The 12,513-nt window shown below is 71.0% G+C and carries 9 protein-coding genes; 4 read left to right on the top strand and 5 right to left on the bottom strand.

Features of this window, described 5'->3' with window-relative positions:
* Positions 1-68 precede the first annotated feature (68 nt).
* Entirely contained in the window at positions 69-1,583 is a 1,515-nt protein-coding gene (locus tag ACVFI9_RS00610) for an alpha/beta hydrolase (RefSeq protein ID WP_474764112.1), read from the top strand.
* A gap of 13 nt (positions 1,584-1,596) precedes the next feature.
* Here the strand turns inward: ACVFI9_RS00610 and ACVFI9_RS00605 are convergent, their stop codons facing one another.
* Both ACVFI9_RS00605 and ACVFI9_RS00600 read right to left on the bottom strand, forming a co-directional pair.
* Positions 1,597-3,702, bottom strand: coding sequence for a multicopper oxidase family protein (locus ACVFI9_RS00605; RefSeq protein ID WP_474764111.1), 2,106 nt, complete (start codon positions 3,700-3,702; stop codon positions 1,597-1,599).
* 125 nt (positions 3,703-3,827) lie between these two features.
* Complete coding sequence (locus ACVFI9_RS00600) at positions 3,828-4,733, bottom strand: serine hydrolase (RefSeq protein WP_474764110.1); 906 nt, start codon at positions 4,731-4,733, stop codon at positions 3,828-3,830.
* A 329-nt stretch (positions 4,734-5,062) separates the two neighbouring features.
* On the opposite strand from ACVFI9_RS00600, the gene ACVFI9_RS00595 reads away from it, so the two are divergent.
* On the top strand, positions 5,063-5,884 hold the full coding sequence (locus ACVFI9_RS00595; RefSeq protein WP_474764109.1) for a DUF4097 family beta strand repeat-containing protein: 822 nt from the start codon (positions 5,063-5,065) through the stop codon (positions 5,882-5,884).
* A gap of 46 nt (positions 5,885-5,930) precedes the next feature.
* Here the strand turns inward: ACVFI9_RS00595 and ACVFI9_RS00590 are convergent, their stop codons facing one another.
* Complete coding sequence (locus ACVFI9_RS00590) at positions 5,931-7,958, bottom strand: M13 family metallopeptidase (protein WP_474764108.1); 2,028 nt, start codon at positions 7,956-7,958, stop codon at positions 5,931-5,933.
* 118 nt (positions 7,959-8,076) lie between these two features.
* On the opposite strand from ACVFI9_RS00590, the gene ACVFI9_RS00585 reads away from it, so the two are divergent.
* Both ACVFI9_RS00585 and ACVFI9_RS00580 read left to right on the top strand, forming a co-directional pair.
* Positions 8,077-8,451: a YccF domain-containing protein gene (locus ACVFI9_RS00585; RefSeq protein ID WP_474764107.1), complete on the top strand. Its 375-nt coding sequence runs from the start codon at positions 8,077-8,079 to the stop codon at positions 8,449-8,451.
* Positions 8,452-8,546: 95 nt separating this feature from the next.
* Positions 8,547-9,884 (top strand): MATE family efflux transporter, encoded by a 1,338-nt coding sequence (locus ACVFI9_RS00580; RefSeq protein WP_474764106.1) that lies wholly within the window; start codon positions 8,547-8,549, stop codon positions 9,882-9,884.
* Between the two features lie 118 nt (positions 9,885-10,002).
* Here ACVFI9_RS00580 and ACVFI9_RS00575 read toward each other — a convergent pair whose 3' ends face one another.
* Entirely contained in the window at positions 10,003-11,076 is a 1,074-nt protein-coding gene (locus ACVFI9_RS00575; protein WP_474764105.1) for a LacI family DNA-binding transcriptional regulator, read from the bottom strand.
* Between the two features lie 248 nt (positions 11,077-11,324).
* A complete protein-coding gene (locus tag ACVFI9_RS00570; RefSeq protein WP_474764104.1) occupies positions 11,325-12,512 on the bottom strand; it encodes a glycine C-acetyltransferase in 1,188 nt (395 codons plus the stop codon).
* Position 12,513: the final 1 nt, after the last annotated feature.

Here is a 12,513-nt window from a genome sequence, read left to right as displayed (position 1 = left end):
CTCCCTCGCTCGCGGATCCACCCCCATCCTGCCGGTCAGGTCGCATTGCGCGCGCCTAGACTGCCGTGATGGCGACGACCCGCGAGTTCCGGAGCGGAGACCGCGTGGTGCTCATCCGCGAGTCGGCCGTCGCCGATGGGCCAGACTACGTGCTCGTGCACGGGCTCGGCATGGCGCACGAGTACTGGGACGGCCTCGGCGACGTGCTCGAGCAGAGCGGCACGGTCTATGCCCTCGACCTGCCGGGATTCGGCGATGCACCGGAGCCGCCGCAGCCGCTGAGCATGGCGGAGTCGGGCGATCTGCTCGCCGAGCTGCTTGTTGCCGAGGGACTGGACCGGCCCGTGCTCATCGGCCACTCCACGGGCGCGCAGGTCGTGTCCGAGGCGGCGGCGCGGCATCCCGAGCTCGTCGACCGCATCGTGCTGATCGGCCCGACCGTGAATCCGAGGGAGCGCTCGCTCGGCCTGCAGACGCTGCGGTTCCTGCAGGACATCGCATTCGTGAACCCGAGGACGCTGGCGGTCGGGCTCGCGTCGTACGCTGAGGCCGGGCCGCGCTGGTACGCCGCGAACCTGCGACCGATGCTCGAGCATCGCATCGAGCTCACGCTGCCGCGCATCGAGGCCGACACCCTCGTGGTGCGCGGCGAGCACGACCACATCGTGCCCCGGTACTGGGCCGAGGAGGCCGCTTCGCTCGTGCCGAGCGGCCGGTTCGCGGAGGTGCCCGGTCGTGGCCACGACACCATGGTGGTGTCGGGCAGGCAGGTCGGCGAGTTGATCGTGCGCCACGCGAGTGGGGAGGGCGCCGGACGAACCATCAGCGCTCCCGAGGACCCGCTCGCCGCCACCCGCATCGGCCGACTGCGCAGGATGGGATGGCTCGCTCGCGACTACGCCTACGCGGTCGTGCACCAGCTCGGCGTGTTCGGCGCCCGTCGCGAGCCCGCGAATTGGCGAACCGGCGAGGCCGGCAAGGCCGAGGTCGTGCTGCTGCCCGGCGTGTACGAGCACTGGTCGTTCCTGCGTCAACTCGGCGATGCCCTGAACGCCGCGGGGCACCGGGTCGTGGTGGTGCACGGCATGCGATCGAACCGCCGGCCCATCGTCGAGACGTCCGCGCGCGTCGAGCGGGCACTCGGCAGGGTCGGCGTTCCCCCTGCCGGCCGGGTGATCGTCGCGCACAGCAAGGGTGGCCTCATCGGCAAGCACCTGCTGCTCGACGGACGTGCCGAAGCGCTGGGCGTCCGTGGGCTCGTGGCGGTGTGCACGCCGTTCGGCGGCGCGCGGCTGGCGCGGCTGTTCCGCGACTCGAGCATCCGGGCGCTCCTCCCGTCCGACGAGACGATCGTGATGCTCGGGAGCGCGGCGAGCGTGAACTCGCGCATCGTGTCGGTCTTCGGCACCTACGACCCGCACGTGCCCGACGGCAGCGTGCTCGACGGCGCCACCAACGTGCGCGTGCCGGTCGCCGGGCACTTCCGCATCCTCGGCGCGCACCAGACCGCCCTCGCCGTGCTCGACGGCATCGCGATGCTGACGTCGCCGCCGGCAGAGGATCGAGCCCGCCGGTCGAGGTGACCGGCAGCCCTCGTCACTCCGGCTGACCGGGCTGCTCCGGTCCGATCCGGTACGGACGCATCATCTCGTTGTCCTCGTGCTCGACGATGTGGCAGTGCCAGACGAACTGGCCCGCATTGTCGAAGGTGGCCCTCACGCGCGTGACCTGTCCGGGATACGCGATGACCGTGTCCTTACGACCGGTCTCCCACGGCTCGGGCGGGGTGACCACGCCGTCGGGCTGGAGGGGCGTGAGCAGGTCGTCAGGGTCCTCGGGATCCCTCAGCAGTCCCTCCCGATCCACCACCTCGAAGGCGACCTCGTGCACGTGCATGGGATGCGCGTCTCCCGTCGTGTTCACGAACTCCCAGATCTCGGTGGCGCCGATCTCGGGGTTCTGGGTGACGGGATCCATCCAGAGCCGCTCCACGAGCACCCCGTCGACCACCTCGCCGAGGAGTGCCTCGACCGGTCCTTCCACGGGATCGCCGTTCGCGTCGTGGCCCATGCCCATCTTCTCGATGAGCGCGAGCGGGCGATGCATCGTCTCGGGCGGGAGCGGGGTGATCGGCGGCAGCACCAGGAACTGCGGCGGCGTCGTCGGGTCGGGAGCGACCGCCGGCACGACGCGGAACTCGAGCACCTGCCCCGTGGAGTCGGGGTCGGCGGCCGTGAAGTCCACGCCGGGAACCCCGCCACCGAATGGGTCATCGGGTCCGACGTTTCCGAGCACGTGATTCCCGACCGGCACGTTCGTGAAGTCGACGATGAGGTCGGCCCGCTCGGCGAGCCCCATGAGGAGTCGTCCGCCGTGATCGCCCGTGAGGTCGACCGGTGCGGCGAGGAAGCCGCCCTCGTTGCCGATCTGCCAGACCTCGACGCCCGGGATGCCGGTGAAGTCGAGGATCAGGAACCGGGACTGGCACCCGTTCAGGAATCGCAGCCGATAGCGCCGCTGCTCGACGACCTGGTACGGCCACGTATTGCCGTTGGCGATGAGCATGTTGCCGAAGAACTCCGGGTTCCAGATCGGCGAGAACTCGCCCTCGGGGACGTACTCGCCCACGATGCCGTCGAAGAATGCCCGGCTGTCGGGGTAGAACAGCGATCCGTCGTCGTTGAACGCCCGGTCCTGCACGGCGATCGGGATCTCGTAGTACGTCTTGTTCGGCGGGAACGTGTCATTCTCCTTGGGCGCGGGCCCTGGAAGCACCGCGGTCGAACCCGAGCGACCGTCGACCACGGCGTCGTCGCCATCGGGGCCGCCGCGAATGAGGAAGAACCCCGCCGGACCGGCGTAGACGTTGAGGCGCGTCATGCCGAGCGCATGGTCGTGGTACCAGATCGTCGACGCCCGCTGGTCGTTGGGGTACTGGAACGTCGCGTAGCCCGGCCCCCACTCCGCACCGAACTTCGCCTCGGCCTTTCCGGCGAAGAACTCGTACCACGTCCCCTCGGTCGCATACCCCGCAGGGATGTCGCCGGCGACCGGCAGGTACCAGGCCTCGGCGTACCCGTCGCTCTCATCGCCCACGCCCACCGCGCCGTGCACGTGCGTGACGATCGGCACCGGACCTTCGTACCGGCCCGGGGTCGTCTCGAACGTCGGCCGCGAGTCGCGACCCTCGACGCCGCCCGGCGGATTCGCCCAGTGCAGCGTCGGGTCCACGGGCAGGAGGTGCTGCAGGTGATTCCCCTGCGCATCGATGAGCTCGTTGATCCACGTGATGCGGACGGGACGGTTCCACTTCGCCTCGATCGTGAGCGATGGCGCGTTGTGGAGCAGGAGGCCGCCCTTCTTGGCCGCGGTCACGGCACCGTAGCCCCACACCGTCGTCGGCGGAAGTCCTGCCGGAAGGATCTGCTGCGAGAACTGGCGCATCGAGATCTCGTAGGTGTCGATGTTCTTGCCGCCACGCTCCACCAGCGTGCCGGCCCGAGGCATGACGGGCGGGATGAGCAGCGGCGTCTGGAACTTCGGCACCGCCTCGGGCAACAGCGTGCCGCCCGGGATCTGCGCCACCGCGACACGCTCACCCCCCGGGAGCACGGCATAGAGCACGAATCCGGCCCCGACGGCTCCGGCTGCTGCGATGAAGGCGCGGCGGCTGATCGGCCGGCCGGCACGAAGATCGTCCATGGATCCACCCCCGTCTCGGGCCTCGCGCGCACCGTCGCGCACAAGTCGAGTCCTGCTCAGTTTGCCGTGATAACGGCGGATGCCTCAAGTACCCGTTCCGGGTGACACCTGACCGCGGCATCCGCTCAGTGCACGTACTCCAGCAGGTCGAGCCCCACCTGGCGCATGCCGTCGAGCACGGCCAGGCGCGACGACAGCATGGTGTCGGCGAAGTACATGGAGACGGCATACGCGACACCCGCCCGCGGCCCGCGCAGCACGCCGACCTCGCTGCGGACACCGCCGTCGGTGCCGGTCTTGTTCATGAGCAGGATGTTGTGGTCGGGCATGCGGTGCGCGAGCGGATCGAGTCCGAACGCGCTCGCGACGAGCGAGAGGTCGGCGTTGAGCGAGAGCCAGCCCACGACGCGCTGCGACACCACGGGGCTCACGATCTCACCGCGGGCGAGCGACGCGAACAGCCAGGTCAGCTCCTTCGCCGAGCCGATCGACAACTGCGGGGCGTCGTCGGGGCCGCGGTGGTCGCGCACCAGGTCGAGGAGTGCGGTGCGCGTGAGGCCGAGCGCCTCCGTGCGGGAGCGCACGGCCTCCAGCCCGACGTAGCGGATGAGCACGTTCGTCGCGAGGTTGTCGCTCGTCGCGCCGATGAGGGCCGCGAGATCGGCGATGGGCAGCGACGGCGACTGCAGGTGCTGCCAGATGCCGGAGTCGCCGACCGCGTCGCGCGGCGCCCGGTCGAGCACGGTGAACGACTCGGGAGTGGTGCCCGACAGGCGGGTGGCCACCTCGACGAGGAGCAGCACCTTGCCGATGGACGCCGTGGGCATCACCACGTGGTCATCGACCGAGAAGAGCACCTTGCCCGTGGCGAGATCGGTGGCCCGGGCCGACACCTGCACTCCGGCGAGCGCGAGCTCGCCAAGCACGTTGAACCCGCGCGCGAAGTTCTCGTTGGCGTCCTCGGTGCGGTGCCGACCGTGCCGAATCGACGCGTGGCGCGCCCGTCGCTCCGATTCCTGCGACGACGTCACCACGGTGGTTGCACGATCTTCCTCGGACGGTCGGCGCTCCCCCACCGCGGTCTGCGGCGCGCACGAAACTTACGGACTGGACGGTTGCGGCGGGTGGGCTGCCAGATCGTCGCCCGCTCGGCCGGATCGAACCGACGGGCGTCATCGGGAGTCACTCCGAAGCCAGTGTAGAACGCTCGGATGCCGCTCCGAACGCACCCGGCGAGCGCGTCGGGGGTTAACCCCCGAGCGAGCGGGCGGCTGCCCGGCTCCCGCGTCCCGACCGGCGTCCCTAGCGTGGGAGACATCCCATCGAACGCCGCTTCGGCGGCCTGCAGCAGGAAGCGATCATGACGACGACCGTGCCCCCGAACCCCTCCCGAACCGGCCGAACGGTCGGCCTCATCGTCGCGGGAGTGGTGATCGCCGCGTTGATCGTCTGGCTCACCGTGGGTGCCGTCCGCGCCGTCACCCGCCCGGATGCCTCGGGCACGTGGCAGATCGACGAGCGCTTCGATTCCGTGGTGCTCGACGGCGACCTCGCCGACGTGGACATCACCTTCCACGCCCTCGACCGCAGCGAGCTCACGCTCCGCCAGGGCGACTCGCGCGCCCGGCTCGACCTCGACCACGAGGTGCGCGGCGGCACGTTGCACGTCTCGCTCCGACACGTGCGCGAGGTGGGGTGGCCGCAGTGGTGGCCATGGCTCGACGCGCGCGGCCCGCGCCTCGAACTCGCCCTGCCCGAGTCCCTCGAGGGCGACGTGACCCTCGACGTCGGCACCGACATCGGCGACATCCGCGTGGCCGGCGACTTCGGCGGGGTGACCGCTCGGAGCGACGTCGGCGATATCGAGCTGCACGGCGTCGCGGCATCCGTCGACGCGCGCACCACCGCGGGTGATGTCGACGTCACCCGCCTGAGCACCGACGGAGCGCTGGCCGTGCAGTCCCGCATCGGCGACGTCACGCTCGAGCTCGAGTCGCTGCCCGACGGCATCGACGTCGAGACGGAGGCCGGCCAGGTGATCGCGAACCTGCCCGATGGTCGCTACGCGGTCAGCGCGGACACCTCGATCGGAGACCTCGAGCTGGAGGTGGCGAACGATCCCTCGGCGACCCGTCACTACGACTTCACCTCGGGCATCGGCGACATCGAGATCACGAACTGAGCCGCTCCGCCCCGGCCCGGACCGCGCTCCGGCCCGCCCGACGCGCCTACCAGATGGTGACGCGCTCGGCCGGGTCGATCCAGAGGGCGTCGCGGTCGGTGACGTCGAACGCATCGTAGAACTCCTCGATGTTGCGCACGATCTGGTTGCACCGGAACTCGTTCGGCGAGTGCGGATCGATGGCGAGGAGGCGGATGACCTCCTCGTCGCGACCCTTCATCTGCCAGGCCTGCGCCCACGACAGGAAGAACCGCTGCGCCCCGGTCAGGCCGTCGATGACCGGCGGCTCGGCCCCTGAGCCCGTCGAAGGGCCGAGCGAGAGCCGGTACGCCTTCCAGGCGATCGCGAGTCCGCCGAGATCGCCGATGTTCTCGCCGATGGTGAGGGCGCCGTTCACGTGGTGGTCGTCGCCGTCGAGCTGTGCCGGCTTCAGCGCGTCGTACTGGTCGATGAGCGCCTTCGTGCGCTCCTCGAATGCGGCCCGGTCGGACTCGCTCCACCAGTCGATCAGGCGTCCGTCGCCGTCGTACTTCGAGCCCTGGTCGTCGAACCCGTGCCCGATCTCGTGACCGATGACCGCACCGATCGCGCCGTAGTTGGCCGCGGCATCCCGCTCGGCGTCGAAGAAGGGATACTGCAGGATCGCCGCCGGGAACACGATCTCGTTGAAGCCGGGGTTGTAGTAGGCGTTGATCGTCTGCGGCGTCATGAACCACTCGTCGCGGTCGATGGGCTTGCCGATCTTGCCGAGTTCGCGGTTGAACTCGAACTCGGCGGTTGCCCGCACGTTGCCGATGAGGTCGGACGCGTCGATCTCGAGTGACGAGTAGTCGCGCCATTTCACGGGGTAGCCGATCTTCGGGGTGAACTTCTCGAGCTTCTCGAGGGCCCGCTCGCGGGTCGCGTCACCCATCCACTCCAGCGCGGAGATCGACTGCCGGTACGCCTCGACGAGGTTCGCGACGAGGTCGTCCATGGCGGCCTTGGCCGCGGGCGGGAAGTGCCGCTCGACGTAGATGCGCCCGACGGCCTCGCCCATGGCGCCCTCGACGAGCGAGACGCCGCGCTTCCACCGCTCGCGCAACTGGGGCGTGCCGCTGAGCGTGCGGCCGTAGAAGTCGAAGTTCGCCTCGACGAAGTCGTTCGAGAGGTACGCCGCGCTCGAGCGGATCACCTGCCAGACGAGCCAGTCCTTCCAGGCCGGCAGGCGATCCTCGGTGAGCAGCGCACCGAGCCCCTCGACGAACGACGGCTCGCGCAGCACGAGCTCGTCGAAGGCTCCCTCCGGCACGCCCATGGAGTCGCGCCACACCTGCAGGTCGACACGGGTCGCTGAGCCTTTCGACGCGGCCGATTCGACAGGCTCAGGGCGCGGAGCGAACGCGGCTGCGGCATCCGCCCATCGGTACAGGTTGTACGTCTTGTGGCTGTCGCGCGTGTCGACGTTGTTCCAGTGCACCTCGGCGATGTCGGCCTCGAGCTCGTACACGCGAGCCGCGCGCCCGGCCGCATCGTCGAGCTGGGCGAGGCCGAACATGCGCTCGAGGTGCGCGCGATACGCCTCGCGGATGCTCTCGAAGCGCTCCTCGCGGAAGTAGCTCTCGTCTGGGAGGCCGATGCCGCCCTGTTCGACGAACACGAGGTAGCGCTCGGGGTCGCCCGGGTCGTTGTCGACGTAGAGCTGCACGAATCCCGAGACGCCGTGACGCTCGAGCCGCCCGAGGGTGCCGAGGAAGTTCTCGATGGATCCGATCAGCGCCACGTCGACCAGCTGCCCCGCGATCGGCGTCGCGCCGAGCAGGTTCACGTGCTGCTCGTCCATGAAGCTCGCGTAGAGGTCGCCGACCTTGCGCGCCTCGGTGCCGGGCTCGGCCTGCTGGGCCTCCTCGATGATCTCGCGCACGGCCTGCTCGGCCTCCTCGTGCAGCACGAGGAAGGACCCGTAGCGGGCCTTGTCGGCCGGGATCTCGGTGCGTTCGATCCACTTGCCGTTGACGTGCCGGAAGAGGTCGTCTTGGGGACGCACCCCCTCGTCGAGTTCATCCACCGCGATGCCTGAGGGACGCTTCGTCATCCCCACAGCCTACGTGGGCGGTGCCCGCGAACGGATGCCCCGGGCGCGCGCCTCTCGGCGCACTCGCAGGGTGGGCACCTCCCGAGGCCATGGCCGACGTGGTTGGATGGGGACCGACATGAACACCCTGCTGAACGTCATCTGGTTCGTGCTCGCCGGTATCTGGCTGTGGATCGGCTACGTGGTGGCGGGCCTCATCATGTGCGTGCTCATCGTCACGATCCCGTGGGGACTCGCGTCGTTCCGCATCGCGAACTACGCCGTCTGGCCGTTCGGCCGCGAGGTGATCTCGAAGCCGACGTCGGGAGTCTGGTCGTTCCTCGGCAACGTGATCTGGGTGATCTTCGCCGGGTGGTGGCTCGCGCTCGAGCACCTGCTGACCGGCGTGCTGATGTGCCTCACGATCATCGGCATCCCCCTCGGCATCGCGAACTTCAAGCTCATCCCCGTCTCGCTCGCGCCGCTCGGCAAGGAGGTCGTCGACAAGCGCTGAGCGGATGCCGCGACCGCAGGCCCCGCCGGTCGAGGAGGCGCGCAGCTCCGTCTCGAGACCGCGCTGTCGGATGCCGCGCCTAGGCTCTTGACGAGATGAGCACCACCGCCTCCCGTCGCGCCGTCGACCGCGACATCCTCCGCCTCGCCGTGCCCGCGCTGGGCGCGCTCGTCGCCGAGCCGCTGTTCCTGCTCGCCGACACCGCGATGGTCGGCCATCTCGGTGCCACGCCGCTCGCCGGGCTCGGCCTCGCGAGCGCGATCCTGCAGACGATCATCGGGCTCATGATCTTCCTCGCCTACGCGACGACCCCCGCCGTGGCGCGCCGGCTCGGCACGGGCGACGAACGCGGCGCCGTGGCCTCCGGCATCGACGGCGTCTGGCTCGCACTCGGACTCGGCACCGTGCTCGGGGTCGCCGGATGGTTCGCCGCGCCCGCGTTGGTGGGCGCGTTCGGCGCCGCCGAGGAGGTCGCGGCCGAGGCATCCGTGTACCTCTCGATCTCGATGGCCGGGCTTCCCGCCATGCTCGTCGTCTTCGCCGCGACCGGCCTGCTGCGCGGACTCCAGGACACGCGCACCCCGCTCTGGGTGGCGGGCATCGGGTTCGCGGCGAACATCGCGCTCAACTATGTCTTCATCTACGTCGCGGGCTGGGGCATCGCCGGCTCGGCGATCGGCACCGTCGTCGCGCAGTGGGGCATGGTGGCCGTGTACGTGGTGGTCATCGCCCGCCATGCCGCGCGGGTCGGCGCGAGCCCGTGGCCGCACCACGCCGGCGTGCTGCGCGGCGCCGCCTCCGGCGGATGGCTGCTGCTGCGCACCGCGAGCCTCCGCGGCGCGCTGCTCCTCGCCACGTGGGCGGCCACCTCGCTCGGCTCGAATGAGCTCGCCGCGTTCCAGGTGGCGATGACGCTGTACTTCACGATCGCGTTCGCGCTCGATGCGCTCGCGATCGCTGCCCAGGCCCTCATCGGTCTGGGCCTCGGAGCCGGCGACGTGAGCTCCGTGCGCGCCGTGCTGCGCCGGTGCCTGCAATGGGGCGCCGCGAGCGGTGCCGTGCTCGGCGCGGCCCTGGTCGCGACGGCGTGGCTGCTGCCCGCGGTGTTCACGAGCTCGTCCGAGGTGGCCGCGCTCCTGCCCGCGACCCTCGTGGTGCTCGGCATCTCGGCACCGCTCGGGGGCGTCGTGTTCGTGCTCGACGGCGTGCTGATCGGAGCGGGCGACGCCAGGTACCTCGCCTGGACGGGACTCGTGAACCTCATCGTGTTCGTTCCCATGGCGCTGTGGGTGGCGGCCGTCGCCCCGCCGGGTGCAGCCGGTCCGGCGTGGCTCATGGTCGCATACGCGATCGGCTACCTCGGGGCGCGCGCCGTGACGCTGGGGTGGCGGGCGCGCGGCACCGCGTGGATGGTGACGGGCGCGCGAGCCTGACCCGCGGTGGCGCCGCCCTCACCGCGGTGGCTCCGCCCTCACCGCGGTGGCTCCGCCCTCACCGCGGTGGCGCCGCCCTCACCGCGGCGGCGCCGCCCTCACCGCGGCGGCGCCGCACTCACCGCGGCGGCGCGGTGGTGTCGCCGAGATGGAGCGTGCTGGTGAACCGGCGGGAGGCGGGCGATTCGCCGCCGAGCAGTCTGACGACCGCCTCGCCCGCGGCATGTCCCTTCGCGACCGACGGCTGCACGAGCGTCGTGAGGTCGTGTCGCAGTCCGTCGACGCGGATGCCGTCGAACCCGAGCACGCTGACGTCCCCGGGCACCGTGAGCCCGAGCTCCTCCGCGGCGAGCACGACACCGGCGGCGAGCAGGTCGCTCTGGGCGATGATCGCGGTGGGCCGGTGCGCCTCGTCGGCGAGTAGCACCTTCGCGGCCTCGCGCCCCTCTTCGACGGAACTCGTCGCGGCCACACGGCCGGTGATCTCGGGAAACACGTCGCGCGCGCCGCGCAGCCGCTCGCTCGCGGTGTCGGCGGTGCTCCCCCGTTCGAGCTCGGCCGTGAGCGGGCCGCGCGTTCGAGCGGCGTCGAACGGGAGCGTCACGATCGCGACCTCCGTGTGCCCCAGCTCGCGCAGGTATTCGGCGCCCCGGCGTGTCGCCTCCCGGTTGTCGATCGAGATCTCCGGGATGTCGGCGACGGCGCCCTCGATGGCGACCGCCGGGATGCCGCGACGCCGGAGCACCTCGACGGAGCGGCCCAGGCGGGGGCTGCAACCGATGAGCACGACGGCGTCGACCGGAGCACTCTCGATGCCGACGGCGTTGCCGCCCTCCTCCCCGAGGTCGGTGAGCAGCAGCAGGCCGGCGCCGAGCGGTGCGATGCCCTCGGTGATCCCGTCGAGCATCTGGATGTTCACGGGATCGAGGAACGCAGCGCGCACGCGCTCGGCGAGCACCACGCCGACGATGCCCGAGCGTCCCTGCCGCAGCGAACGAGCGCGGGGATCGGGCCCGCCGTAGCCGAGCTCGGCCGCGGCCGCGAGCACGCGCTCCTTCGTGGCATCCGACACCGGACCCGAGCCGCTGAAGGCGAGCGAGGCGGTCGACGCCGAGACCCCAGCCTTCGCGGCGACGTCGGCGAGGGTCGGGCGCGAGATCGCACCGGTGGTCGTGGCGGGTTCGCGGGTCACGTCTCCGATTCTACGGTCGAATCGATTCGAGGCGGGCGTGCCCGCTGGCGAATCCCGAGAATGTGCGGGTGCGGCCGCAGAAACTCGGGACTCGGGGTCTGGGGCGCGATCGGACCCGCCCCAAGGACGTGCCCGCCCGCCGCGCCCGCCCGCGTGCCCGCCGCGGCCGCCCGCGTGCCCGCCGCGCCGGCCCGCGTGCCCGCCGCGGCCGCCGGCCCCGCCCCACAGGGCGTGCCGGCCGGCCGAGCTCACGCCACCGCGACCACCGCGTCGCGCGCCCCGACGAATGCGGCGACGCAGCGCCGGATCTCGTCCTCGGAGTGCGCGGCCGACAGCTGCACGCGGATTCGCGCCTTGCCCTTGGGCACCACGGGATAGCTGAACGCCGTGACGTACACACCGCGCTCCTGCAGCGCGTCGGCGATGCGCGCCGTGAGCGCCGCGTCGCCGAACATCACGGGCACGATCGGGTGCGAGCCCGGCAGCAGGTCGAAGCCCGCCTCCGTCATCAGCGACCGGAACAGCGCCGCGTTCGCGGTGAGACGCGCGCGCAGGTCGCCCGACTCGCTCACGAGGCGAAGCGCCTCGAGCGTGCCCGCGACGATCATCGGCGCGAGCGTGTTCGAGAACAGGTACGGCCGTGCGCGCTGGCGCAACAGGTCGACGATCTCCTGGCGGGCGGCCACGTAGCCGCCGGATGCCCCGCCGAGCGCCTTGCCGAACGTGCCGGTCGTGATGTCGACCCGGCCCTCCACCCCGCAGTACTCGGGCGTGCCCCGGCCGTGCTCCCCCACGAACCCGACCGCGTGCGAGTCGTCGACGAAGACGAGTGCGTCGTACCGGTCGGCGAGGTCGCAGATCTCGGCGAGCGGCGCGAGGTAGCCGTCCATCGAGAACACGCCGTCGGTCACGATGACGCGGCGGCGTGCGCCTGATGCGGCCTCCAACTGCGCCTCGAGGTCGACCAGGTCGCGGTTCCGGTAGCGGAACCGCTGCGCCTTCGACAGCCGGATCCCGTCGATGATCGACGCGTGGTTGAGCTCGTCGGAGATGATCGCGTCATCCGGCCCGAAGAGCACCTCGAAGACACCGCCGTTCGCGTCGAAGCAGGACGAGAACAGGATGGTGTCGTCGTAGCCGAGGAACTCGGACACGCGCCGCTCGAGCTCGAGGTGCAGCTCCTGCGTGCCGCAGATGAACCGCACGCTCGCGAGCCCGTAGCCCCACTCGTCGAGGCCGCGGTGCGCGGCGGCGACGATGCGCGGGTCGTTCGCGAGCCCGAGGTAGTTGTTCGCGCAGAAGTTCAGCACCTCGCGTCCGCCGACCTCGATCTCGGAGGACTGCGGACCGTGGATGCCCCGCTCGCGCTTCGTGAGCCCGGCGGCCTCGATCTCGTCGAGCTCCGCGCGCAGCTGCGCCTTCACCGTTCCGTACATG

The sequence above is a fragment of the Agromyces sp. NSFZ genome (assembly GCF_056156205.1).
The sequence above is the reverse complement of the archived record's forward strand: the minus strand, read 5'-3'. Positions and strand labels throughout refer to the sequence as shown.